This is a genomic window from Mesorhizobium sp. LCM 4577, from assembly GCF_001854795.2.
GTDB classification, from domain to species: Bacteria; Pseudomonadota; Alphaproteobacteria; order Rhizobiales; family Rhizobiaceae; genus Mesorhizobium; species Mesorhizobium plurifarium.
Map to the genome: position 1 here is coordinate 1 of NZ_MDDU01000019.1, position 23,927 is coordinate 23,927.

A 23,927-nucleotide genomic window follows, 5' to 3' on the forward strand; every position below is an offset into this window, starting at 1 on the left:
AACCTCGTCATCGATCGGCAGGCACTCCAACACCGGCTCGGTCATAGGGCTGGTACAGGAGTCGCGCTGCCCATCAGCCAAGCCTCCGATCAGGCTCGAGCCGAGCTAATGGCTTCCTTCAGAAGCAGAGAGCGATCTGACGCGAGGCGTTGAGTCTCAGTGGCTACCATCAAAGCAGATCAGTGCTAGACGTCGTGTTCCGAGGCGAAGATCGGTGGCCGCCCCGCACCGCACGTATGGATGGCGAGCCATGCGAGAGTATAGCGAAGCATTTGTTGCTTCGGATGTAGCCATCACCGCAACCGGCTCCGACGCTGCGCTATTTGGTGCTCCGCGTCTTAGCCGGTTGCTCAACCCACGCCACATGACGTAACAGAAACGGTCGAGGCTCTAATCGCCACTGGATGACAACTCAGTGGCAGGTCAAGTGATCGCAAGCTTGCACCGAGCGAGTGCCCAGCCTACTTCACCTCCTCAAAAGCAGAACTCTATTCTTCGCGGAATGCGTGATTGATCTGATCAGACAGGGGCTTGAGAAAATAGGAAAGCGCTGTCCGCTGGCCCGCCTGGATCATCGCTTCGGCCGGCATGCCTGGGATCAATGTCAGATCCTTGATCTTCGTCAGTTCAAAACGCGGAACTGACAGGCGCACCAGATAGTAAGAAGTGCCGTTTTTTTCATTCGTCGTCAGATCGGCCGCTATCCAGCTTACATATCCGTTCAACTCCGGTGTGGTTCTCAAGTTGAAGGCCGACATCCGCAACACGGCTCGTTGACCAAGGCGTATCTGGTCGATGTCTTTCGGAGAGATCTGTACTTCTAGAAGAAGATCGTCGCCATCAGGCACAATCAGCATGATCGGATCGGCGGGTCTGATCACACCACCAACCGTATGGGCAGCAAGCTGTTGGATGATCCCTGAGTGCGGCGCGACGATATCGGTTCGCCGAAGCTCATCCTCAGCAGCTACCTTGCGTTCTAGGAATTCCTCCACTTGGGCCTGGACTTGTATGAGTTCCTTGCCGGCTTCCGTCTTGAGATCTTGATCAATCTGCAGGATTTGCAGACGAGTTTCGGCAATACGGCCCGCCGTCTGTGCCTGGTTCGCGATCATTTCACCGCGTTGACCGCTTAAGGTGGCAGCCTGCGACTTGAGGCTATTTATGCGTTGGTCCGAGACAATGCCTTGTTCGCGCAGCCTACTCAAAACAGCAATTTCATGTCCGAGAATGTCGATACCTTTCTCAAATGCAATCTGCTGCGCTTTGAGGCCCTCGATCTCATGCTTATATTGCGCGATCCGCTCGGCCAGCTGCGACTTTTCTCCTTCGCGGGATTGCCTGCGAAATTCGAATAACTTCCGCTCACCGAGTATTGCGGAGGCCGCCGACGAAATATCTCGACGCTTGAGCAGCCATTCCGGCAAGACGATCTCTGCCAGATCGTCACGCTCGGCTTCGAGCCGTGCTAGCCGGGATGCCAACTCATCGAGTCGCTTAATGATGATCGCTAGATTGGCGCGTGGCTGAGTGGCATCAAGTCGCATGACAACGTCGCCTGTCTTGACTCTATTGCCCTCACGCACGAGGATTTCTTTCACCACCCCACCGGTCGGGTGCTGCACTTTTTTTATGTATGAATCGACGACAAAGTGTCCGGACGCGACGACCGCACCAGACAGATTCGTCACTGAAGCCCAGGCTCCCGCTCCTCCGAGAACGGTGATGCTCAAAAAAAGTGCTGTCAGTAAGTTTCGGCGAATAGAACGGGAAGCGTCGGCTTTCGTGTCAATTTCAGACATCGCAATCCTCGAATCGGGGCAGCCTAGGTCTTTATGTGGACACAGCGCCCCTGGATGCAGACGCAATCCCCCGAGCAGATGCCTTCCCGACATCGGTCGCAGACACATCCTTGGATTCACTTCGTGGCGGCGTCGCTGCTCTTCTCTGCAAGACAGTGGAAAGCACTTCATCGCGCGGACCGAAGGCTCTTTGGCGCCCACCTTCGAGCAACAATATGCAATCGACGGCGGCGATGGCGCTGGGGCGATGTGCGACGACAACGGCAATGCCGTTGCGCACACGAACGGAATTGATCGCCTCGACCACGGCGATCTCGCCTTCCGCATCAAGATTGGCATTGGGTTCATCAAACACGACTAGGAAGGGATCGCGATAAAGAGCTCGGGCAAGACCGATACGCTGACGCTGCCCGGCGGAAAGTGCCGAGCCAGCTTCACCGATCTGAGTTTCATAGCCATGTTCAAATCTGAGGATCAGTTCGTGTGCACCCGCTGCCTTTGCCGCAGCCACGATAGCCTCAGAATCAGGATTGTCATCAAAACGACAGATGTTTTCGCCGATGGTTCCGTCAAACAATTCAACGCCCTGAGGCAAATAACCGAGATGGCGGCCCAATGCTTCTCGGTTCCATTGATCGAGGCTCGCGCCGTCGATGCAAACTTTTCCGGAGGAGGGCCCCCAGGCGCCGATGATGGCGCGCGCGAGAGTTGACTTGCCAGAACCCGATGGGCCGATAACCCCGAGTGCGCTTCCCGCTCGAACCGCAAACGCAACGCCTGCTACGGTGGGCTTCTTCTCGCCGGGTGGGACGATCATCACGCCTTCGACGCGCAGTTCGCGTTGAGGAGCGGGCAATGGCATGACCGAAGCGGTATGAGGCATCTTGGCCATGAGGTCCTTCAACCGTGCCCAACTCTGGTGCGCCAGAAGCAGAGTTTTCCAGCTTGAAATCGCCAAATCGACTGGAGCCAAGGCCCGGCCCATCATAATGGAGCTGGCAATCATCACCCCAGCGGTAGCTTCACGTGCGATGACGAGGTAGGCGGCAACGGCGAGGATCGCCGATTGCAGCATCATGCGTAGCGACTTTGAAATCCCGCCGAGCCCAGCTGCCACATCTCCGGCCTTACGATTGGCAGCAAGATATTTGGCATTCACCTTATGCCATCGGGCAGCGATCCGGCTTCCAAGGCCCAGAGCCTCTATGACCTCGGCATTGCGGCGCGCTGCTTCCAGTAGGCCGTTGCGGACCATGTTGTGGTTGACTGCATCACGTGTGGCCCGCCGGGAGCATGCGTTAGTTAGAGCCGTTAGGGAAACCAGGAGGACCGCCCCGACAAGCGCCGTCATACCGATCCAGAAGTGAAAAAGGAAGCAAATGCTGAGATAAAGCGGCATCCATGGCAGATCGAAGAACGCCGCGGGGCCGTTTCCGGCTAGAAACCCGCGAACGTTGTCGAGGTCGCGAAGCGGCTGCAGGCCATCGCCCGGTTTGTTTGTTAAGAGGGGCAAGCGAACAATTGCCTCATGAACGCGTCCGGAAAACTCCCCGTCGAAACGCTCGCCGATTCGCAGCAGTACGCGTGCGCGCAGAATGTCGAGCAGGGATTGGAATGCATAAAGTCCCGCAGTAAGCACGACGAGACCCAGCAACGTCGGTACGCTGCCGCTCGCCAGAACGCGGTCATACACCTGCAGCATGAACAGTGGCGAAGTCAGCGCAAGCAAGTTGATCACGCCACTGATTGAGAAAATTGCCCAAATGGTGGCCGTTAGGGCGAAAGGCCTCGAGGGCGACTGCTCTTTGCTCGCTGAGATTTTCAAGAAGAGACCCCTAAGAAAGGCCTTCGTTCATTAGCACCGTCGGGGCTCGGATCTGCCATTTTATAGGCACGTAGAACCGGCCTACGTCACGGCACTAACTCCTGACATACGGCGGATGCTCAGCGCGGGAATGCTTAGTCCTGGCGTCTTGGAGGAGACGAAAGTGAAGTAGGACCCAGTCAGATGCAACGCCTCGATGTCTGCCACACTGTTAACAGCGCTCAGTCGTCATCCTCCATGCGAGGTTTATTGCCGAAAAGATAATTAAGCCCTCTACGCCGAAGACTTTGTCGTTATCCGCCCCGCCGAAGGCTCGGTCGACGCCCCGGCCGGCCGAGATGGAGTTTGAGCCAGCACGGTTGTCGATCCGARCATTACCTTGGACAAATCTAAGATTAATTCGTCACCGCTACTGCCGTACGGGGTATTGGCTGCGGGCCTAGCTTCGATAGGCTTTGCCACCGCATATGCTCCTCGCGATTGGTTTCATAGCACTCTTGTGTCGCTGCTCGAATTTGTAAAATCGATTGATTGGATATCATGCATTCACTCCTTGGATGTCTTGGGTAGCGCGCCACATCACACCCTCGAAGCTGGATTGGCTCTACGCCCCGCTGCCCCGCAGGCTGACTGGAAACGAGTCGCAGTGCTTCAAGGGGTCGACCCGGATGCAACTGCGGCCAACCAGCGCGATCTCGATTCATGCCATGCCGTGCCGTGCCGGCAGGCGTTTCCCAATCTGCTCCGACGCTGGCCTTACAGGCACCAACGGCAGCACGGCTGGCACCTCTCAGCGGGAAAGCTCTACGCCAGCGAGACAGCTGATTCGTATGATCTGCGGCCCGCGCAACTTCCCTAACCGTCACGCTGGCGGGCCAATCAGCCATTGAACATTTCAATCGGTGACAGCAGCGTATGCGTGCGCTTTGGGCCAAATCGGGTTGTCCGGGCCCCTTCTGTCGGATGGCTAAGCTTACCCTTGATCCTCCCAGATGCGTCCGCCGACGCCCCCGCTCGGCGCGATCTCGTCAATCCGCTTGAGATCAGTATCCGTCAGTATGAGTTCGGCAGCCGAAATGTTCTCCGCCACACGTTGCGGGTTGCGAGCCCCTGGGATCGGGACGATGTAGTCCTTTCGCGCTAGCAGCCAGGCCAAGGCAAGCTGAGAGAGGCTGATGCCTTTGGCCGTAGCGAGTGAGGTGAGCTCCTCCGCGATCTCCATGTTCTTGCCGAAATTCCCTGGCGCCCACCATCCGAGATTCTGCCGGAAGTCGTCGGCGGCGTAGTGATCGCGCGATCTTACCTGGCCGGTGAGGAACCCACGCGCCAGCGGTGAATATGCAACCAGGCCAATGCCCAATTCTTCAAGGACCGGCAGCAGCGGCTCCACATCCCTGGCGAAGATGGAGTACTGGTATTGCTGCACCGAGATGGGCGCGACAGCGCTGGCACGACGGATGGTGTCCTCGTCCGAGTTGGAGAGGCCGAGATACCTCACCTTGCCCGCCTGGACGAACTCCTGCATCACGCCCACGACGTCTTCGATCGGGATATTGGGGTCGGGGATGTGCTGGTAAAGCAGATCGATGGTCTCGACGCCCAGATTCCTGAGGCTAGAGTCCACGACCTGGCGGATGGTCTCCGGCCGAGAGTCGGGAGCATAGCTTTCGGTCAGGCCGAACTTGGTGGCGATCGTCACCTGGTTGCGGATCGGCCGCAGGGCAATGCCGAGCAGCTTCTCGCCTTCACCCCAGCCATACATGCGGGCAGTGTCGAAGTGGGTGACGCCCAGTTCATGAGCGCGCCGGATGGCCGCGATCGATTCCTTGTCGTCGCTGGGGCCGTAGCCGATGGCGGTGCCCATGGCACCGTAACCAATGGCACCGACTATGAGGCCGTGGCGGCCAAGCTTGCGCTGCTGCATCGTGAATGTCCTTTCCTGCTATGTCCCAGTGTCGCTTCTCACACGCGACCGAGCGATGCCCGATCCTGCCGGTCCATTGCCTAATCCTGCCGATCGCTTGACGTTTCCAGGTGAACCCGAGCAGATGGTCTCATGACAGATCTCGCCCAACTCAAAGCCATTGCCCTGCGCCATGCCGGCAGGCCGCAGTCGAAAATGCCGCGGGTCAGCGTAAGCACCTTCGACCGGCCCTCGGAGCCCGGCTGGTTGGTCTACGACCCGGTGGTCTGCTTCGTGCTGCAAGGGTCCAAGCAGGTCTTCATCGGCGACCAGGTGCTGGAGTACGGCGCCGGCTACTGCATGGTGGTGGCGGCCGAACTGGCTGCCATGGGGCAGATTAGCGAGGCTTCATCCGACCAGCCTTATGTTGCCCTTAACCTCTATATCGATCCGGAGGTGATCTCGACGCTGCTTCTGGAGATGGGCGGCATGCCGGAACCGCCGATGGACAAAGGGTTCGGATATAGCCCGGCAGGGCCGGCACTCATCGAGGCCTGGCGACGCTTTGCGGAACTTCTGGACCGACCAAGCGAAATTGCGGTCATGGCGCGTCACAGGGAGCACGAGCTCATGTTCCGCCTCCTCATGGGACCACAGGGGGCGCTGCTCCGACAGCTGGCCGGCACCGGCAGCCGCCTGTCGCATATCCGACGGGCAATGGCATGGATTCGCGAGCACTACGCGCAGCATCTGAGCATAGAGGCCATGGCGACCGTAGCCGGCATGAGCGTGTCGGTTTTCCATCGCCGCTTCAAGGCCATTACTGGATTGAGCCCGCTGCAGTACCAGAAGCAAATCCGCCTGCATGACGCACGTCGACGCCTGATAACGACGCGCACGGAAGCCGCGACGGTGGCCTACGCGGTCGGCTACGAAAGCGTCTCGCAGTTCAGCCGCGAGTACAAGCGGCTCTTCGGCTCCCCACCCCGGCAGGATGCCGGGAGGCAAAGCATCGTTGCTCCAGCGCCATAGATCCGGCCGAGCACAAGCAGGAACCCTTGTGGGGCGAGCGGAAAAGCTCACGGCGAGTTGTGCAGTTGCTTTGCCTTCTCCTCATGTAGCGCATGATGGGCGCCCAGATGATCCAGATCCTGGCCGCGCGCGAACGCGGAACGCAATATCGGCTCGCAGTCGCAATCAGCAAGGTCCTTTCCTCGATGCGAAATATCGCCGCCGTCGACGTGCTGGATCGACATCGCGACACACGCTGTGGATTCGATCCGGCCGAAGCCCGCGCGATCGCTGAGCGCGCGCCAAGATGAAGCCGCTCCGCCAACGCGCTGTGATCGACACGTTTCCGGGGCTATCCGGTGGTGCGGGCATGGTTTCCTTGGGAGGCAGTGGGCTTAGCGGTCAAACGGTTGCAAGATGTCGCAGTCCCGTGTCACAACCCCGTGCCAATCGGCAAAGAACTAGGCTCTTGACGTAACATTGGTCGTCCATCTGCGGAACGTCGAATTCCGCGAGTTGGCCGGAGATCTGCGCGAATTGCGATCCGCGCTCTACATTGCCAACTCCAATTTCACCGCCCGCGCTTACCGGACGAAGTTTGGCATCGAATCCACATTGATTCCACCCATGACCACCCCGGCGTTCTACAGCACGCCGACGACCGGCAAATTTGTGAGGCGCGCGAGAACCGCAGCAAAATGGCTACGCTCGTTTATCGATGCCGCGCAAGAAATCGGCCGGGCATCCATACGGACACCCGACCGAGCTGCCTGAGCTAATAAGCCCATTCGCAATCCAGGAGGCGCGAAGCACTTCTCCCGGATCTGCTCGCCAGGGCTATTTCTTGATCGCTGCCGCGAGTTTTGCTCCACGATCAGGGCAGGGACGACGACCCACTTCACGACTGCCCCCAACCAATATCGTCATGGAGCGAAACAATCACGCCGCCTTGATGGCCAGCACCGCATTGGTGCCCGCGAACGCAAAACTATTGGAAAGCGTCACTTTGACTTTCCGCTCACGCGCCACATTGGGGGTAACGTCTAGATCGCAATCTGGATCTGGTTGCTCATAGTTGGCGGTAGGCGGTACGATGCCATGCCGAATTGCCATCACGCAGGCGATCAGCTCTAGTGCACCCGAGGCCCCGAGGCAGTGGGCATGCATTGATTTGGTCGAGGATACCGACATTCGATAGGCGTGGTCGCCAAACGCTCGTTTGATTGCTGCGGTCTCGATCTGATCATTTGGCCTGGTGCCGGTGCCGTGAGCGTTCAGGTAATCGACGTCCTCCGGGACCAGACCCGCATCGGCTAGACAAGCGCGGATCGCAGCCTCGGGACCCTCGATGGTCTGTGCGGCGATGTCGAAAGCGTCGGCCGAAAGGCCCGCACCGGCCAATTCCGCCAATATTTCAGCGCCTCTGGCTCGGGCATGGTCGTAACTTTCCAAGACTATCATGCCTGCGCCTTCGCCGAGAACAGCGCCCTGCCTATTCGCGGAAAAAGGCCGGCAAGTGTCAGGCGATAGCACTCGCATAGCCTCCCACGATTTCACTACTCCCCAAATCAATGGCGCATCGGCGCCACCTGCCACCATCACATCAGCGCGGCCACACCTGATCTGGTCGACGGCGGAGGCAATGGCATGGTTAGAGGAGGAACAAGCCGAAGTGACGCCGTAGACGGGACCGCGCAGTCCAAGATCCATGCTGACATGTCCAGCAGCAGCGCCCGGCATGACCTTGGGCGCGGTGAAGGCCCCGGTCCTCTTTCTGCCGTGGAGCAGCATAGCCCGGTAATCTTGCTCAATCGCCTCCCATCCGCAGACGCCCACGCCGACCGTCGCACCAAGGCGATAACGGTTTGTGTCAGACGCGGTCAGCCCTGCTTGCTGGACTGCTTCGCGAGCGGCAAGCACAGCAAGCACGCTGAACCGATCCATCGAAAGAATTTGCTTACGGTCGATCTCATGCTGAGGAAGATTGCGGATCGCGCATCCCGTGCGCGCGGTGATGTCGTGCAGGGAGGGACTGCTCAACACGCCGATTGCTGAACGGCCCTCGCACATGGCGGCCCAAATATCGGCAGCACAGCTGCCGAGCCCACAAATCCCGCCTATGCCGGTGATAACAACGCGCTTGTTCATCGTCAGTGCTCATCAAGCGCACGGACGGCCTCGACCACGCTGCCCACATTCTGCAAATTGCTCCAGGCGTCAGTGGTGTCCGATTCGATCTGGATCCCGTGTTTCTTCCCAAGATCAAACAGGATGTCCGCCATTTCCAGCGAATGGATGCCCAAATCAGTCAGCTTTGTCTCAAGAGTGATCGGATTCGCATCCAGTTCAGCGTGCTCGAGGATCTCCGCCAGGATTTCATTCGTAAGCTGGTCAGTCATGCCTTTTAAGCTCCCGTCTGGCGGYTGACATGAATCTCGGTGACGCGAAAGAGATCAGCATTGTTGTGATGCAAAATTCGGCGCTATTAGGGAAATTGATATTTTGGATAAGAAGCATTCAAGAAATGGATGGGGGGGCGCATAGGGGCCCGAGGCGGACTCCGAACGATTTGTTTGCGACCGGCGTCAGGTTGGAATAGCCGTCCAGCATCACCGGAATACGCATTTCGAAGGGCGTCGTTCACAAATCCGTTTTCCTGTACAGTGAGTGCTGGAATTTCAGGACGCCGGAAATAGTATCGCTAGTCGATCAGGGTACACGCAGTCAGATTCCGCTCTCGCTTGAGCCGCCTTTTCACCGGTCAGCGTAGCCTTGTCGACGTCGTGATCCACCCGAATGCGCAGTGACCGACCAGCTTGCTCTCGATTCCGGCCATGCCGCGCCGGCAGGCGAGCCGACGGTCCCCGATACTGCTCCGTCGCTGGCCCGACAGGCACCAACGGCGCAGGGATGGCTCCACTTAGCGGGAAGGCTCTTACCCCAGCGAAACGGCTGGCTCGTATTGATCTGCGGCCCGCGCCGGGCAGGGAACCGGCAAGTGTCCAGTTGCGCCTCCTGGCGGAGATGACAGGCGGCCACTCGCGACAAAGCACACCGCCGAAACGCTGAGCAGATCGAAAGTTGTGCAAATCATACCGCAGCCTTCGGCTATGTCGCCAGTCGAGACGCCTCCTCCAACAAAATCTTCCGCATCCAGATGCTTGCCGGATCGCCATTCTGAAGCGCAGGCCACTGCAACGCCAGAGTGAACACCGGCAACGAGAGCGGAAGTTCGACGACGCGCAGCGGTAGCGTTTTTGCGAAATGCTCAACCAGCCTCAAGGGCATCGTCCCAATGCGACTGGTGCCCGGTAGCATCAAAGGGATCATGCTGAATCCTTGCACGACCACCTCGGCCCGCCTCTTGAGGCCATGCTCGATCAAAAACCACTCATCAATGGACGGCTTTTGCGAACGCCCAAATCTGGCCATTACGTGCCCCATCGACATATATTTCTCGAACGTGAACTTTCCCGACAGTTCCTTGTTTGTCCGACAGCCCACACAGGCGAGTGTATCGTCGAAAAGCCTCGCTTTTGGGTGCCCGTTTAACAGAAACAATTCAGGCAGTATCACAAAATCGGCGTCGCCGCGCCGGAAAAGTTCTTCCAGATCGTCAACGAGAGGCAGGAGTTCGAAGCTGACGAAAGGGGCTTCTCGTGCAACACGGTCAATGACCCTCTGAAAGAAAATGATCGTCATGTAATCGGAAAGCATGACCCTAAAACAGCGATCGGATTTCTGCGGGTTAAATTCCTCCCAGGAAATAATCGAGAGCTGTACATGCAGCAGCGCCTCGCGGACCGGCGAGGCGAGGGCCTCGGCTCGGGGTGTCGGGATGAGTTCACGGCCTCTCATTGTAAAAAGCTCATCACCAAAATAGCCGCGCAGCCGGGCGACAGCCGCGCTCATGGCTGGTTGGCTAAGGTGGATACTGCGAGCAGCCGCTGTGAGGTTACGCTCGGCCATCAAAGCGTCGAGCGCGACGAGGAGATTCAGATCAAGGCCCTTAAACCGCATTCCAATTCCAATCTGGCGCATGGATGCATGTCATCCAAGCAATAGATTTCACCAATGTCACGAGACGCCATATGTGAAAAGTGCCTTTATATGCAAATCAAATCGGGGAGGCAAAGTGAAGCAGCCGGGGAAGCTCATTAGCTCCGGAGATGTGCTGCAAGAGTCCTGCGGCATCCGGTGACTTTTCGTCGGCGCTTGATGGATTCGGGGCGGGTTCTCGACCAGATTTTGAGGGCGAAAATGACGAACGACGCCATGTTGTGCGCCATGGCCTCTTTGGAGCCGCGATTGGTCGTCGTTGACAGACTACGCACCGCCGAGGCGACCTGCTTGGGCTCAGACGGGCTGAAGAGGTGAAGTATCTGGTGTCGTGGCGGCAGCGATCGTTAATTTCGGTGGGGTTTTGCACGCGTTGCGAGGTTCACTCGCCAGTTTCCGGCGACCGTTCTCGCGGGCACTCGCCTGCGCTCCCCCTTTCCGTATGGCGCCTCGACAAACCTCCCTCCCGCACAGAAGGCGCCTGGTTCCGACAGGGTCAGCCACCATTGGGCGCTAGTCAACGGCAATGGGCACACCGCCAGTAGGCGGCGCGAACCCCGACTAAGGTAATTGACGAAAATTATCGCTGCGCGGACAACCGGCACGAGTGCCCTCGTAGATAGCAGCGGCCAAAGCGCGGAGTTGGCCGGCGGTGCGTTTCAATCAAAATGAGGAAGCGAGCGGATTTGGAATCCGCGCTCAAGTAGAGCTGGGATTAGACGGGATACCGCCGTGACGGTCTGATCGCGCAGACCTGCACCAGATACGGCTACCAACTCGTCGGGAGGAAACCCGTCGTGCAAGCGGACGATTGCGCCGGGCTTCGCCGATTCCAGCACCGCATCGACGATCGTGTCCACCCCGGGGCAAGACCAGTCGCGCGGATCAACCGACCATTTGATAGCTGCCAGTTCAGCGATGGCGGACGCGGCAAAGACCTCTTCGGTCCAGCTCCCGTATGGCGCGCGCAAGTGCCGAACTGATGCTTGCGGGCAAGCCATCATAATAGCCGCATTAGCGTCAAATATTTCACGCTGCACTTCGTCGAACCCGCATCTAGACAGGTCCGGATGAGTCATCGTGTGGTTGCCTACCTCGTGCCCTTCCGCGACCATTCTTTGAATTAGCTCCGGCTGGCCCAAGGCATAGGTGCCAATGACGAAGAACGTGGCCGGGACCCGATGTTCGGCGAGCAGATTCAAGATCTGCGGTGTACAAAGCGGGTGAGGACCGTCGTCAAAAGTCAAATATATACTGCGGTGGCCGATGCAGGCGTCGCACTCACTGCGCACATCCCACAACCAGTCGGAATGTTTCATTGGCTCTGGTCCGTTCCGGTCGATTGTCGCTCCGGCCGGCCAATCGGACGTTGAACATTCAACCGGTGTGTCAGCGACAGCTGCGTTTTCCGTGCGCTTTGGGGCAAATCGGGCAGCGCGTTTTGAAGGGTTGACCCGACGTCGAATTGAGGCGCCAGCTTGTTCCAAACGCACCTGCTGAGGTGCGACTATAATTCGGTCACCAGCGGGTCGACGGCGCCAAACTTAGTGAAACGGCAAAGCCACGTGGTGCATGTTAGTTGTTGAGGTGATTGGACAAGAACTCGTTCTGAGCCGTTTTTCCCGGCCCCCGTTTGTACCTCGCTCAATTTGCGTTGAAGTCTGACCATGAATGCAGTTTTCAATCAGATCAGTCAAATTGATTGATTGGATAAATCCCATCCGCGCTGTGGATTCATATCCCCCTGGGGTCCAGTAAACCTCGGACCACAACGGGCGCTCCTGCGGGCCCCGGCACTCGAAGCCGCCTGTCGCATTTTCAGCGGGCAAGGCATGGATTCGCGAGCACAACGCACCATCGGCATCGTGGCTATGCCCTCGGTGCGGGGCTGAGCGTGTCGATTTCCACCGCCGGTTCAACGCGGTCTCGATCAAATCTGCTCTTCGCGCGCAGTCCTATTGGCTGCGGGGAACCTGACGGCGCACAGCACCAACTTCGGCCAGCGATCATGAGCGGCCAGGACCCTTGGAAGGCATAGCCCTGACATCCACCGAACGAATATTAGCGATCCAAACAATCGATTTTACCGATCGACGGCGGTGCTGCATTAGAAGCTCGAAATGAAGGGTATGGCTCAGGAAGGACGGCAAGTTTGAGGGAGCCCATCAGCGCTGGAACTCCGTCGTACGAGGTTCTGCCAGTTCAATTGGCTAGTGTCGCGATCACCGACGGCCGCGTCTGAACTCGCACCAGATCACGCGGCCTCGAACGCGTGATGCGTGCCCTCGGGAAGTATCAGAAAAGGAGTCTTTGTATGCGCTCTCAGGTGCGGTGGAAGCTGTGCTGGGAAAACGAGTTGGAGCTTTCCGACCATGTCGAGCTCGCCGAATTCTTTCGAAGGACCTACGGACCGACCGGCGCCTTTAATGCCAAGCCGTTCGAAGGCAGCCGAAGTTGGGCCGGAGCTAGACCTGAGTTCCGTGCGATCGCGTATGACTCGAGCGGTATTGCGGCACACATAGGCTTGCTGCGCCGATTCATCAGAATCGATGGGGCTGATCTGCTAGTGGCTGAACTCGGATTGTACGGGATTCGTCGGGATCTCGAGGGGCTCGGACTCAGCAGTTCATTCCGCGTTCTGCTTCCCGTGTTGCGGGAACTCGGGGTTCCCTTCGGCTTTGGCACGGTTCGGCCAGCGTTGCATAAACACGTCGCAAGATTGGGACGAGGCGGTCTGCTGGTCGTCAAGTCGGGCATTCGCGTGCGCTCCACCCTTCACTTCGCGCTTCTCGACAAACCGCCCACGCGCATAGACGACGCACTCGTCGTTGTCGTGCCAGTTGGACGTCCGATCTCCGATTGGCCCGCCGGCGAGATGATTGATCGGAACGGAGCAGAGCTTTGAGCCACCTCGACTCTTTGTCCAAAGTGTACAGCGAGTGCGCAAACGGTGCCGGGCAACCTAGCGTTTATTTGACGTTTGATGACGGCCCTCATCCGTCTTGCACACCGAAGGTGCTCGACGTGCTGGCGCAACACCGTGTGTCGGCGACTTTCTTCGTCATTGGCGCGTACGCGGCAGACCAGCCGGCACTAATCCAACGAATGATCACGGAAGGGCACGAGGTAGCTAACCATACGATGACTCACCCTGATCTGTCCGAGTGCGAACCCGGCGTAGTGCAGCGTGAGATCTTCGATGCGAACAGAGCCATCAAAGCGGCCTGCCCTCGAGCCTCGGTGCGGTACATGCGCGCTCCTTATGGCATCTGGACCGAACAAGTGATCGCCTCTGCGGCCAGCATTGGGCTGTCGGCTGTTCACTGGTCGGCGGATCCGCGAGACTGGTTCAGTCCCGGTGTCGATGCAATCGTCGATGCAGTGCTGGCCTCCGTCCGGCCTGGCGCAATCGTGCTCTTGCACGACGGCTGCCCTCCTAGCGAGATGAAGCCGGGCAGTGACGCCGGGTTGCGAAGCCAAACCATCCTGGCCCTCTCGCGCATAATTCCAGCTTTGCACGACCGCGGCTTTGCAATGCGCTCGCTTTCCCAACAACACTAAACGAACCGAAGACCTCATGGACCTTCTTGGCACAGTCAGCACTGTCACCATCTCATGTTATGCGCTGCTCTCGACCACATATAAGAGCATGCAGGCCGCTTATGCCCGGCCGGCAAACGTTTCATCGTTCTCGGACAACTTAGCCAGTCCGCATCTTTGGCCGAGCGTGGACGTCATCATTCCTTGCTACAACGAGGACCCGCGCACACTCTTCGAGTGCCTCACGTCGGTTGCAAACCAGGACTACGCCGGAAAACTGCGAGTCTATGTTGTTGATGACGGTTCTGGGAATCGGGACGCCGTTCGTCCCGTTCACCAGAGCTTCTCGGGCCACCCGAACTTCATCTTCATTCTGCTCCCCAGAAATGCCGGAAAGCGCAAGGCACAGATCGCAGCGATACGCCGATCATCTGGAGATTTGGTGCTCAACGTCGACTCGGACACGATGCTAGCGTCCGATGTCGTCACAAAGCTTGCGCTGAAGATGCAGGATCCAGGGATCGGCGCAGCCATGGGTCAATTGACAGCCAGCAACCGGGGCGACACCTGGCTGACCCGGTTGATCGACATGGAGTACTGGCTGGCTTGCAACGAGGAACGCGCAGCGCAGGCTCGCTTCGGCGCCGTAATGTGCTGCTGCGGTCCGTGTGCCATGTACCGTCGATCCGCACTCCTTTTGCTGCTGGATCAGTACGAGACCCAAACATTTCGGGGAAAGCCAAGCGACTTCGGTGAAGACCGCCATCTTACGATCCTAATGCTGAAAGCAGGCCTTCGAACTGAGTACGTCCCGGACGCCATCGCGGCAACAGTCGTTCCAGATAGTCTGGGGGCTTATCTGCGCCAACAACTCCGGTGGGCACGCAGCACTTTCCGGGACACCTGGCTTGCACTGAATCTGCTACCGGGCCTCAACCGCTTTCTAACATTGGACGTGGTGGGACAGAATCTCGGGCCGCTATTACTCGCCCTATCGGTGCTAACAGGCCTCGCGCGGTTCGTACAGACGGGCACCGTGCCATGGTGGACAATCCTGATGATTGTATTCATGAGCATCGTTCGCTGCAGCGTGGTGGCGCTTCGTGCTCGCCAACTTCGATTTATAGGCTTCTCTGTCCACACAGTCATCAACGTCTTTCTCTTGCTCCCTCTGAAAGCCTACGCGTTGTGTACGCTGAGCAACAGCGATTGGCTGTCGCGCAGCTTCGCTGCCACCGTGGCAGTTAAGGATGGGAAACAGGCTGCCGTCCAAAACCTGACTACAGAATCAAGCACTACAAAATTGTCGGGAGATGCGGTGCACCGTTCGGTGCTGGTGACTTCCGACGAGTGACGCTATCGAGGTGGAAGAATTTTGAATGCTGGACAATAATCATCGATTGTTGGATCGGGAATTGGCCGCAGACGATCCGTGGCTGCTCGATGCCAATCCGTTCGAGCGGGAGCGTCACACGCAAATGCTGCGGCTGTCGCTTTTGCATGGATCCATCACAAATGCACTTGAAGTCGGGTGTGCGGGAGGCGCGTTCACGGAAAGGCTAGCGCCCCATTGCCAACGGCTTACAGTAATCGATGTCGTGCCGCGCGCGATTGATCGAACGCGCAGACGGATGAAGGACCTACCGCACATCACCTGGGTAGTCTCCGATGTTCAACAGTTCTCGACTGACGAACCGTTCGATCTGATCGTCGTGGCGGAGGTTCTCTATTACCTAAACGGCGTAGCCGAGATGCGCGCTGCCATCGGCAACCTTGCACGGATGCTTGCGCCAGGGGGGCACCTGGTATTCGGATCGGCGAGTGATGCCACTTGCCGGCGCTGGGGTCACGCCGCTGGTGCCGAGACTGTCATGGCAATGCTGAACGAGACGTTGATCGCTGTCGACCACCTGCAGTGCCAGGGTGACACCCCCAACCAAGACTGCTTGCTCGCCCGTTTTCGGAGTCCGGTTCGGCCTCCCGATCTGTCGAATTGCCTGCGTTAGACGAGGAAGCATTATGCGCATTGGTGGTATCAAGCTGACGCATGACCGGCCCGTCGCCCTTGTCGAGGACGGACAACTCGTCTTTTGCATTGAACAGGAGAAGCGGGACAGCAACCGACGATATCTTGAGGACCGCGCGCCGGAAATATTTTGTCCCGGAACGCCGGATCCTTACATGTTGTTCGACCATCAGATACGGGCGGAATGGCGCGACAAAGTCCCCGCTGTCGTGCATCTCGACGGTTCCGCGCGACTGCAGACCATTTCCAAAGCCTCTGAGCACACAGTGGCCGAGCTACTCATCGAATATGAAAAACTCACGGGCATTCCGTTGCTTTGCAATAGGAGTGCCAACCACCATGGACGCGGGTCCTTTCCGGGTGCCCCCGCAGCCTGCCGCCGGGGACGAATTGAACACAGCAAAATTAGCGAAACTGAACTATCGCCGGTCGACGGCGCCATTACGCTGGTTTGAGTGCGCGACCATGGTGGCAATCGACTTTGTCGGCGTGACGAAATCATATGGCAAAAGGGTCGTTGTCGACGGCATGTCATTCACCGTTGCACCGGGAGAGTGCTTGGGGCTGTTGGGGCCGAACGGCGCGGGCAAAAGCACGATTACACGGCTGCTCCTCGGTATGGCAACGCCTGACGCAGGCGAGATCACGGTGTTTGGCGTGCCAGTGCCGGCACGTGCCCGTTTGGCACGCGGACGCATCGGCGTGGTCCCGCAGTTCGACAACCTTGATCATAGGTTCACGGTACGTGAAAACTTGCTGGTGTTCGGGCGATACTTTGGCATGAGCAAACGCGAGGTAGAAGCGGTCAGCCCATCGCTGCTCGAGTTCGCCCGCCTCGAGAACAAGGCGGATGCGCGCGTCGCCGAACTGTCTGGCGGCATGAAGCGACGCCTGACGCTAGCCCGAGCGTTGATCAATGATCCGCAACTCTTGGTAATGGACGAGCCGACCACTGGCCTCGATCCACAGGCGCGCCACCTGATCTGGGAACGCCTGCGTTCCTTGTTGGCGCGGGGCAAAACGATACTTTTGACCACTCACTTCATGGAGGAGGCCGAGCGGTTGTGCGACCGGCTGTGTGTGCTCGAGCAGGGGCGCAAGATCGCCGAAGGGCGACCACACGCGTTGATCGACGAGCAGATCGGCTGCCAAGTGGTCGAAGTCTATGGCGGCAATCCACATGAACTGAGATCGCTGGTCAAGCCGTATGCGCAACGCATCGAGCTGAGCGGCGAAACTCTCTTTTGCTATGCGCCCGATCCCGAGCAGGTGCTCACGCAGCTGCGTGGGGTTGCTGGTCTGCGCCTTTTGCAGCGTCCGCCGAATCTCGAGGATGTCTTCTTGCGGCTGACCGGGCGCGAGATGAAGGACTGAACAATGACCGAAGGTTATATGGCCGTTATGCCGGCCAACGCCTGGAATTGGGTTGCAGTGTGGCGCCRCAACTATTTGGCTTGGAAGAAAATTGCCCTTGCGGCGGTTCTCGGGAACCTCGCTGAGCCCATGATTTCGTTGTTCGCTCTCGGCTTTGGCCTCGGGATAATGATAGGTCGTGTTGAAGGCACTTCGTACGTAGCTTTTCTGGCGGCTGGCATGGCCGCGGTAAGCGCGATGACCTCGGCGACCTACGAAACGATCTACTCGACCTTTGCTCGCATGGGAGGCGAACGCACCTGGGAAGCGATGCTGTGCACTCAGCTCACGCTCGGTGATATCGTACTTGGTGAACTAGCCTGGGCCGGCACCAAGTCTCTTCTGGCCGGTACGGCGATTACGCTAGTTGCCGCCACGCTCGGCTATGCCTCGTGGCCATCCCTTCTCTACGCGCTGCCCGTCATCGCCCTAACCGGGCTTGCTTTCGCAAGTCTAGCCATGATCGTCGCGGCGCTTGCGCCCAACTACGACTTTCTCGTATTTTACCAGACGCTTGTTCTCACGCCTATGCTGTTCCTGTCCGGGGCCGTCTTTCCGGTCGGCCAAATGCCAGGCGCATTTCAGCAGGTATCGTCCCTCTTGCCTCTGGCTCACTCGGTCGACCTGATCCGGTCAGTCATGCTTAGCCGCCCGGCTGAAAGCCTCGGCCTGCATGTTACGACACTTTGCATCTACGCGGTTTTGCCGTTCTTCTTGTCGGCGGCGCTGTTGCGTCGGCGCCTGATGCGCTGACGCTGCTGCGTCGGTGCCGAGGCTTGGGCACTCGCCCCCAGCGCAGACCGTGGTGCTATCCCTCCGATTGTACGGTTTGCTTGAGTTCGAGCTAGTGCGACCGGTTGCGAAACATCCTTGAGCGAGGCAGTCTCGAAGGTAGCAATCAGGCATCTCGTCCGAAGCGCCACCCGAACTGCCGCGACTAATGCTGGTTAGGAACACACGCAATGACTGATAGCCACATACCGCCGCCTGCGCCATTCGTAATCCTGGCGATGCCAAGAACTGGCACGCATTACCTGGAAGAATTGCTGAATGCGCATCCGAGTGTGTTGAGCAACGGTGAACTGCTCAATCCATATGCCACGACTTGGCCTGATAAGCATCGTCTGCTTCGCAGCGATCGAGAGCTGCTTGAGCTTGCCTACTCGTGCTGTCCCGCGCAGAGCGACAAGAAGGCGACGCATGTGGGCTGCAAGGTCAACGAACCTCAATTTCATGATCGCCCGGGTTTTTTTGCAGAGCTGACACGCTGGCCGGGCCTCAGAGTCATCCTGGTGGTCCGCGAAAATACCTTGGAATCGCTGCGGTCACTGGCACAGGCGAGACAAACGCGTCAATGGCTGAAGTTCAGGTCGGACAATGATGCTCCGCCGCCGCAAGTTAGATTATCGACCGCCGACTGCGAGGCATACTTCAAGGCTGCCGACGATTTTCACGCTCGGGTCGCGCGATCCTTCACGAAGAGCAATATGCTTGAAATCGAGTACGAGCGCCTTCTGCGCGAACCTGCCACATGCTTGGCAGCGATTTGGGACTTCCTAGGCGTTCCGGCGCTGCGATTTTCCAGTACGGCGACGCTTCAGCGCCAGGAAAAGCGACCGCTAGAGCAAACGATCGAGAATTTTCATGAGTTGCGCCGCCACTTCTCGCACGGGCCTTACGCGAGATTCTTTGACGTCGGCGAGAGGGGAAGGACAGTGGCGATCGACTGACAGTTTTATCGACAGATAAGAAACTCGCGCGAACACCGAAGGCCACCTATGCTGGGGAACGGATGGAGCTATGACCGGACCGGCATCGGCGTCCACGTCAGACGTATCGCCGACGTTTCCTGGCGCGCCTTCCCCGGCGCCCGCTCTTCGATGTGCGGCTCCATGTAAGTCCGAAATCATTTTGCCGGCTATTCACCGCCTCTGGCGCCAGTGCTTTCAGGCATACGCACTGGCTCGGCCATCCAGTCGCGGTCTAACCAGCTGAGCTTGGGAACCCCCAGCCCAAGACTGCCTGCGATGCTGACGGCGAAATCAGGTATGATTGGGTAGGCCGCGACACAGAGTCCGACAAGTGCGAAGGTCACTGCGCGGGCCGCGGTCCGGTTAAGCGCCTCGTTTTCCTTCGCTGCAGCTGGAACGTGCAGCACTGAACATGAATAGCGGCCGATTGCATCGACGAACGCCTCGATTGCACGCGTCAGCTGACGCACGTCCGGGTAATCCGCTTCGAAACGCGCTCGCACTTCCGCGTTGAAGCGTCTGCACTCCGCCAGGAACGCAATGTCGGTGGCTGACCACTGGCCAGGACAAGGGAGCTCGTCGGTTGCGACCCGCTCGATGACCTGGTTAGCCTTCGCGGTCGATCTTAACAGCCGTTCGTCCCAGAAATTCCGTTTCCAGCTTTCGTAAGAACTCAGGGAGAAGTCCTCAACACAACCGTCCGGGCGCCTGCGACACAAGTAGAAGCGAAGCGGCTCGCCGGATCCTTTTGCAATGATATCGTTCACCCAGATTGCGTGATTTCGTGATGTTGAGAACTTCTTCCCATCGAGAGTGAGCATCTGATTTACGAAAATCCGTCGAGGGAGCATCTCGTGCAGATCAAGCGCCGAAAGTACGCCGGGAATGACCAACAAACGTCCGAAGGCGTTGTCCGCGCCGAAAAGAATGTTCAGCTCCGGCATCTCGTCCCGCGGAATTTGGTACCACAAGGCAGGGCATCCGCTCTTTTCCCTTATCATTTCTAAGGCAAGCAAGTGCCGAGGCACGTGTTCGATGGTGATGTTGAACCGCTGACACTCAAATCCTGGGATTGGAAGCCGGATTCCCTCTCGGGTTGGATTAGAGATGCAGACTTCCGGAAGCCCCCGCCTCAGCCAGGATTCGATATAGTGCTTGGCGTAAATGGGCAGGAAGGACCGCGAGGCGAAGGATTCGAGGGCGTCATGCATTGGAGCGAGGTTCAGGAAAAGGCGCTTCAGCGGGCGACGTTCCAGGGAACGCCCCTCGAGATCAACCGGATCCTGAAGTTCGGCATCGAGGACCAGCGCGCCGCAATCCTCGCATTCATGGCCGGAAGCATAGCCGCCGCAATAGGGACATTTGCCGTGGACAAAGGCGTCAACCCTGAACCGCCCGCTTTCCACGTCATATGGGACCAAATGCTCTCTTTCAGCGATCAGGCCCTTGCTACAAAGTCGCTTGAAGACCTCGAGAACGACCGCCTTGCCGCGGCGGTCTGGCTCTGTCTTAAGGAAGATATCCGGGACTGCGTTGAGCCGATCCAGAGCCTCCTGGAAAGAAGCTCTATTTTTCTCCGCGAGCTGGTAGTATTCCAGTCCTGCAGCGTCGGCCGCAATTGCAATGTGCTCAAGATGACCGTGCGTGCCCTGCAGCACGAAGACCTCTCGGTCGCCGGTCTCAGCAATTCGGCGCAACACATCCGCGTGGAGGAACGGTCCTGAGGCATGACCTATGTGCATGTGCCCATTCGGGGTAAGCATGGCGGGAACCAGCAACAACGGTCTGTCTTTTGCCGTCGCTTCCTTCGTGGAAATCGCCTCTTCGAACGCTGCGCGGCTGTGCCACCACATCGTCTGCATGACTGCACCGCTGTCCAACGCCTCAATTCTATGCCTGCGCAGCGGGTCGACCCTAATGCTCTCTCCGCCAAGCAGCAGGAAGGCCTCTTCATCCAGGTGAATTCGAACGCCGCCAGAGATCACTGTCCAAAATTCGACTTCCCCGTGGTTGTGACGGCAAGTGGTTGCGCCCGAACTGAACTTCAACAGCCGTACCGAAACGTTACCCCCTTCTGGGAAGGGATCATGCCTGACGATGCCGCCATCAATCGAGACAGCGACCGCACGTGCGTCATTTTTGAGATCTATTATTTTTGGATAGATCATTTCGTTCCACTCTCGATTTTCGGGGGGCATTCAGCTGGCAACATATCTGGGCGGTCCGCAGGGGGTTGAAAGCACGCGCCATTCTGCAACGCCTTCGCCACGACCGCTGCGCGCTCGGCCAGACCGCCGAGCGTGTGCTCCGTTGGGCCCCGAAGGCCAAAAGAGTGGTTCATGAGGAAAACGCGAGGTCGCGGACCGGAGCGGCGCAATGCCGTCTGACCGAGATCCACTTCAAACGACTCGTCGATAACGAGAGCGGCGTCTTCGATGACTGGTTGCAGCGTTTGGAGGAAGGATAAATGGCGACGGTTCGAAAAGCCCGTCGCGCAAACCAGAAGGTCGATTTCAAGCGTTGTCAGGTCTTGGCTGCTTCCGATTCCGCGAAGGTGAAGACGAAAGCTATCCTCAACACGCTCCGCCGCCGTGATTTCCGTATACGGAAACAGTCTGAGCCGATCGCGTCCACACACTTGGTCTTCGAAGCGAAGATCGTAGATGCTTTTTAGGACGTCTTTGGTGACGGTGGAGAAGTTCGTGTTCCTCGTGTCGGTAAGAAACCTATTGCGATCTTCGGGTGGCAGCTTCGCGAGCTTTAGCGAGTGTGGATAGGTGTAGAAGTCATTTACAAACGGGTTGTCATCCGTCTGTTCAAAGAGGTGGCGCCGGCCAACGACGATAACTTCCGATACTTCCCGATCCTGAAGCAGGAATCTGACTATCTCGCCGGCGCTTTGCCCGGACCCGACGACTGCAACGCGAGCGTTCGCGTTGATCTTTCCCTCGTTCGCAGGGGACAGGAAGAAGTTTGAATGCACCACGCGGCCGGGATCCACGGCCAGTTCTTCGGGAAGGTATGGTTCATGCCCAAGGCTTACGACCAAGTCGTCAGCTTCGGTTTCCGAAACGTCCCCGCTCGACACATCCCGGACAGTGACCACAAGCGTTGGGGTTCCCGATGGCTTCTCGCCGAACCTGACTTCCACCGCCTCCTTGCCGAAACAAATCTCATTCGTAAAAAACCCGCTTACCCAGACCAGATAGTCGGAGAACAGCTTCCTTGAAGGATATAGTTCGTTCGTATGAATAAAGTGGTAGAGAAGCTCTCTGTCGTGCAAGAACGATAAAAAAGTGAATGGGCTTGCCGGATTCCTCATGAACGCCAGGTCCTTGAACAAGGAGACTTGGAGCCTTGAATCCTCGAAAGCAATGCCTGGGTGCCATTCTGCGCTGCCGCGGCGCTCAAGGACTTCCAGCGAATCCAGAACCGAGGAACCCCATTCTTTCAGGCACGTCAGCAGTGCAAGGTTTGCTGGTCCGCTGCCCACGAGCAGTGTTTTCCGCTTTTGCATGACCGGCTCCAAAAATCATGGTTGTTTCCAACAGCCCAGTTGCGCGCTCGGCTAAGACAGCCATCCGGCTTCCCCTCATTTTTCCGAGGGCCATCGAGGCGACTTCGGCGAGAGTGGCTTCACCGGGGTGTATGGCGCCCCGCAACTGTTTGCGCGTGACGCATTCCACGGCTGCGGCCACTGGAACCGCGGTCGCGATAGCCATGCTTGAGAAGCCTCGTTCCTGAAGTGCGGAGCGAAGGATGCACGTCCAGCGGCCAGGTTTGCGATGGCGATCCTCAATGGCCACATCAAGGATGACCTGGTCGCCATGTTCCTTTGGGCTCCGGCGAGTTAAAAGCGCTTCCGTGACGTGCTTGACCCGCAGGCGGGTGCTCCCGATCTCAATCTCCTCGTCGGACAGCAGCCCGAGGCGATGCAACATCCGAACGCCATCCGCAAAGCCCGGCCATCGCACAGTCAATTGTCGGAGGGTCGGAATGCTGAGATGAGTGCTTGCGGCAGTCGACGGAACCATTGCGTCATCGTATGCCTCAAGAAGTCCGACACCCTCCACGAACAGCGAAGACACGCTTTCAAATCGACTTCGTGTTACGGCTCGCCCATTGACTCGAGCCAACGCGGGCCTCTGCTCTATGGGCAGCCGACGTCCAAAGGCGAGAGCATAGTTCAGTGGAGGTTCTGGAATTTTGGGAATCCCTCCGCAATGAGTTACGATGCTCTCTAAGCCGTCTAGTTCAGCTGCTGCCAGTGAGATTAACGATTCAACCAATCCTGGTTCGAGACCCGCTCCCAAGACTACCGGCGGACCGTTAGGCGGCATCCGGGCGATGTCAGGATCCTCGGGGTCTGGCCTGCCGACGCAAATAATAGGGGTGTGTAGACCTGCCTCGTGCATTTGTTGCGCGAGTTTGCCGACCAGATTTCGGCAGTCATTCCAAGACGTCGCCATGATCAGCGATCGTGCCTGAATTGAGAGAGCGCATGGACCTAATGACACCTCGAAGCGGACGTTTTTGAGGTCGCCCAGAAGCCCTTGCGCCGCAGCAAGCACAGAATGGCTCCTGTCAATCAGAACAA

At 58.1% G+C, this 23,927-nt stretch carries 19 protein-coding genes and 4 pseudogenes; 12 read left to right on the forward strand and 11 right to left on the reverse strand.

What is annotated here, in order from left to right:
- Positions 1-488 precede the first annotated feature (488 nt).
- The 3 genes from LCM4577_RS19980 to LCM4577_RS19990 form a co-directional block, all read right to left on the reverse strand.
- Positions 489-1,802 (reverse strand): HlyD family type I secretion periplasmic adaptor subunit, encoded by a 1,314-nt coding sequence (locus tag LCM4577_RS19980; protein ID WP_040971403.1) that lies wholly within the window; start codon positions 1,800-1,802, stop codon positions 489-491.
- A 31-nt stretch (positions 1,803-1,833) separates the two neighbouring features.
- Positions 1,834-3,567, reverse strand: coding sequence for a type I secretion system permease/ATPase (locus LCM4577_RS19985; RefSeq protein WP_244508387.1), 1,734 nt, complete (start codon positions 3,565-3,567; stop codon positions 1,834-1,836).
- Between the two features lie 1,033 nt (positions 3,568-4,600).
- Positions 4,601-5,551: an aldo/keto reductase gene (locus LCM4577_RS19990; RefSeq protein WP_041008996.1), complete on the reverse strand. Its 951-nt coding sequence runs from the start codon at positions 5,549-5,551 to the stop codon at positions 4,601-4,603.
- Between the two features lie 132 nt (positions 5,552-5,683).
- On the opposite strand from LCM4577_RS19990, the gene LCM4577_RS19995 reads away from it, so the two are divergent.
- The 3 genes and pseudogenes from LCM4577_RS19995 to LCM4577_RS20005 all read left to right on the forward strand — a co-directional run.
- Positions 5,684-6,562 carry an AraC family transcriptional regulator gene (locus LCM4577_RS19995; RefSeq protein ID WP_040971405.1) on the forward strand — a complete coding sequence of 293 codons (879 nt, stop codon included), beginning with the start codon at positions 5,684-5,686 and terminating at the stop codon, positions 6,560-6,562.
- Between the two features lie 107 nt (positions 6,563-6,669).
- On the forward strand, positions 6,670-6,852 hold the full coding sequence (locus LCM4577_RS20000) for a hypothetical protein (RefSeq protein ID WP_198541066.1): 183 nt from the start codon (positions 6,670-6,672) through the stop codon (positions 6,850-6,852).
- Positions 6,837-7,216: pseudogene (locus tag LCM4577_RS20005) on the forward strand (glycosyl transferase family 1); the annotation flags it as partial. The gene LCM4577_RS20000 and the pseudogene LCM4577_RS20005, both read left to right, overlap by 16 nt.
- Before the next feature lie 264 nt (positions 7,217-7,480).
- Here LCM4577_RS20005 and LCM4577_RS20010 read toward each other — a convergent pair.
- The 5 genes and pseudogenes from LCM4577_RS20010 to LCM4577_RS20030 all read right to left on the reverse strand — a co-directional run.
- Positions 7,481-8,689: a beta-ketoacyl synthase gene (locus LCM4577_RS20010; protein WP_041008991.1), complete on the reverse strand. Its 1,209-nt coding sequence runs from the start codon at positions 8,687-8,689 to the stop codon at positions 7,481-7,483.
- A gap of 2 nt (positions 8,690-8,691) precedes the next feature.
- Entirely contained in the window at positions 8,692-8,940 is a 249-nt protein-coding gene (locus tag LCM4577_RS20015; protein ID WP_040971408.1) for an acyl carrier protein, read from the reverse strand.
- Between the two features lie 709 nt (positions 8,941-9,649).
- Complete coding sequence (locus LCM4577_RS20020) at positions 9,650-10,561, reverse strand: LysR family transcriptional regulator (protein WP_040971483.1); 912 nt, start codon at positions 10,559-10,561, stop codon at positions 9,650-9,652.
- 698 nt (positions 10,562-11,259) lie between these two features.
- Positions 11,260-11,919 (reverse strand): chitooligosaccharide deacetylase NodB, encoded by a 660-nt coding sequence (gene nodB, locus LCM4577_RS20025; protein ID WP_040971409.1) that lies wholly within the window; start codon positions 11,917-11,919, stop codon positions 11,260-11,262.
- A gap of 15 nt (positions 11,920-11,934) precedes the next feature.
- Positions 11,935-12,093, reverse strand: a pseudogene (locus LCM4577_RS20030) (hypothetical protein); the annotation flags it as partial.
- Positions 12,094-12,914: 821 nt separating this feature from the next.
- On the opposite strand from LCM4577_RS20030, the gene LCM4577_RS20035 reads away from it, so the two are divergent.
- From LCM4577_RS20035 to LCM4577_RS20075, 9 genes and pseudogenes are all read left to right on the forward strand, one after another.
- On the forward strand, positions 12,915-13,505 hold the full coding sequence (locus LCM4577_RS20035; protein ID WP_040971484.1) for a NodA family N-acyltransferase: 591 nt from the start codon (positions 12,915-12,917) through the stop codon (positions 13,503-13,505).
- Positions 13,502-14,161, forward strand: coding sequence for a chitooligosaccharide deacetylase NodB (gene nodB / locus LCM4577_RS20040; RefSeq protein ID WP_071073054.1), 660 nt, complete (start codon positions 13,502-13,504; stop codon positions 14,159-14,161). The genes LCM4577_RS20035 and nodB (LCM4577_RS20040) overlap by 4 nt, the downstream gene beginning before the upstream one ends.
- 16 nt (positions 14,162-14,177) lie before the next feature.
- Positions 14,178-15,494, forward strand: a complete 1,317-nt coding sequence (nodC, locus tag LCM4577_RS20045; RefSeq protein WP_071073056.1) for a chitooligosaccharide synthase NodC — start codon at positions 14,178-14,180, stop codon at positions 15,492-15,494.
- A gap of 25 nt (positions 15,495-15,519) precedes the next feature.
- Entirely contained in the window at positions 15,520-16,146 is a 627-nt protein-coding gene (gene nodS / locus LCM4577_RS20050; RefSeq protein WP_040971411.1) for a nodulation methyltransferase NodS, read from the forward strand.
- A 13-nt stretch (positions 16,147-16,159) separates the two neighbouring features.
- Positions 16,160-16,261, forward strand: a pseudogene (locus LCM4577_RS20055) (carbamoyltransferase N-terminal domain-containing protein); the annotation flags it as partial.
- A gap of 9 nt (positions 16,262-16,270) precedes the next feature.
- Positions 16,271-16,621, forward strand: a pseudogene (locus LCM4577_RS20060) (carbamoyltransferase C-terminal domain-containing protein); the annotation flags it as partial.
- 10 nt (positions 16,622-16,631) lie between these two features.
- Positions 16,632-17,540 (forward strand): nodulation factor ABC transporter ATP-binding protein NodI, encoded by a 909-nt coding sequence (gene nodI / locus LCM4577_RS20065; protein WP_040971413.1) that lies wholly within the window; start codon positions 16,632-16,634, stop codon positions 17,538-17,540.
- 3 nt (positions 17,541-17,543) lie between these two features.
- Complete coding sequence (locus LCM4577_RS20070) at positions 17,544-18,332, forward strand: ABC transporter permease (RefSeq protein WP_071073060.1); 789 nt, start codon at positions 17,544-17,546, stop codon at positions 18,330-18,332.
- Between the two features lie 209 nt (positions 18,333-18,541).
- Positions 18,542-19,309, forward strand: coding sequence for a sulfotransferase (locus tag LCM4577_RS20075; RefSeq protein ID WP_040971415.1), 768 nt, complete (start codon positions 18,542-18,544; stop codon positions 19,307-19,309).
- 188 nt (positions 19,310-19,497) lie between these two features.
- Here the strand turns inward: LCM4577_RS20075 and LCM4577_RS20080 are convergent, their stop codons facing one another.
- Genes LCM4577_RS20080 through LCM4577_RS20090 form a run of 3 tightly spaced genes read right to left on the reverse strand, consistent with a single transcriptional unit; the run spans position 19,498 to position 23,901 of the window.
- Positions 19,498-21,498, reverse strand: a complete 2,001-nt coding sequence (locus LCM4577_RS20080) for a class I tRNA ligase family protein (RefSeq protein WP_071073061.1) — start codon at positions 21,496-21,498, stop codon at positions 19,498-19,500.
- The gene (locus LCM4577_RS20085) at positions 21,495-22,847 is read right to left on the reverse strand and encodes a SidA/IucD/PvdA family monooxygenase (RefSeq protein ID WP_083354785.1); all 1,353 of its coding nucleotides are present in this window, start codon (positions 22,845-22,847) and stop codon (positions 21,495-21,497) included. The genes LCM4577_RS20080 and LCM4577_RS20085 overlap by 4 nt, the downstream gene beginning before the upstream one ends.
- A complete protein-coding gene (locus LCM4577_RS20090; RefSeq protein ID WP_157900481.1) occupies positions 22,738-23,901 on the reverse strand; it encodes a saccharopine dehydrogenase family protein in 1,164 nt (387 codons plus the stop codon). Before LCM4577_RS20090 ends, LCM4577_RS20085 begins: the two co-directional genes overlap by 110 nt.
- Between the last annotated feature and the right edge of the window lie 26 nt (positions 23,902-23,927).

What these genes read in the sequence shown, in the direction of transcription:
- LCM4577_RS19980 (WP_040971403.1), bottom strand. Translation starts at nt 1,802, where the DNA reads ATGTCTGAAATTGACACGAAAGCCGACGCTTCCCGTTCTATTCGCCGA.
- LCM4577_RS19990 (WP_041008996.1), bottom strand. Translation starts at nt 5,551, where the DNA reads ATGCAGCAGCGCAAGCTTGGCCGCCACGGCCTCATAGTCGGTGCCATT.
- LCM4577_RS19995 (WP_040971405.1), top strand. Translation starts at nt 5,684, where the DNA reads ATGACAGATCTCGCCCAACTCAAAGCCATTGCCCTGCGCCATGCCGGC.
- LCM4577_RS20000 (WP_198541066.1), top strand. Translation starts at nt 6,670, where the DNA reads ATGATCCAGATCCTGGCCGCGCGCGAACGCGGAACGCAATATCGGCTC.
- LCM4577_RS20010 (WP_041008991.1), bottom strand. Translation starts at nt 8,689, where the DNA reads ATGAACAAGCGCGTTGTTATCACCGGCATAGGCGGGATTTGTGGGCTC.
- LCM4577_RS20015 (WP_040971408.1), bottom strand. Translation starts at nt 8,940, where the DNA reads ATGACTGACCAGCTTACGAATGAAATCCTGGCGGAGATCCTCGAGCAC.
- LCM4577_RS20020 (WP_040971483.1), bottom strand. Translation starts at nt 10,561, where the DNA reads ATGCGGTTTAAGGGCCTTGATCTGAATCTCCTCGTCGCGCTCGACGCT.
- nodB (WP_040971409.1), bottom strand. Translation starts at nt 11,919, where the DNA reads ATGAAACATTCCGACTGGTTGTGGGATGTGCGCAGTGAGTGCGACGCC.
- LCM4577_RS20035 (WP_040971484.1), top strand. Translation starts at nt 12,915, where the DNA reads ATGCGCTCTCAGGTGCGGTGGAAGCTGTGCTGGGAAAACGAGTTGGAG.
- nodC (WP_071073056.1), top strand. Translation starts at nt 14,178, where the DNA reads ATGGACCTTCTTGGCACAGTCAGCACTGTCACCATCTCATGTTATGCG.
- nodS (WP_040971411.1), top strand. Translation starts at nt 15,520, where the DNA reads ATGCTGGACAATAATCATCGATTGTTGGATCGGGAATTGGCCGCAGAC.
- nodI (WP_040971413.1), top strand. Translation starts at nt 16,632, where the DNA reads ATGGTGGCAATCGACTTTGTCGGCGTGACGAAATCATATGGCAAAAGG.
- LCM4577_RS20075 (WP_040971415.1), top strand. Translation starts at nt 18,542, where the DNA reads ATGACTGATAGCCACATACCGCCGCCTGCGCCATTCGTAATCCTGGCG.
- LCM4577_RS20080 (WP_071073061.1), bottom strand. Translation starts at nt 21,498, where the DNA reads ATGATCTATCCAAAAATAATAGATCTCAAAAATGACGCACGTGCGGTC.
- LCM4577_RS20085 (WP_083354785.1), bottom strand. Translation starts at nt 22,847, where the DNA reads ATGCAAAAGCGGAAAACACTGCTCGTGGGCAGCGGACCAGCAAACCTT.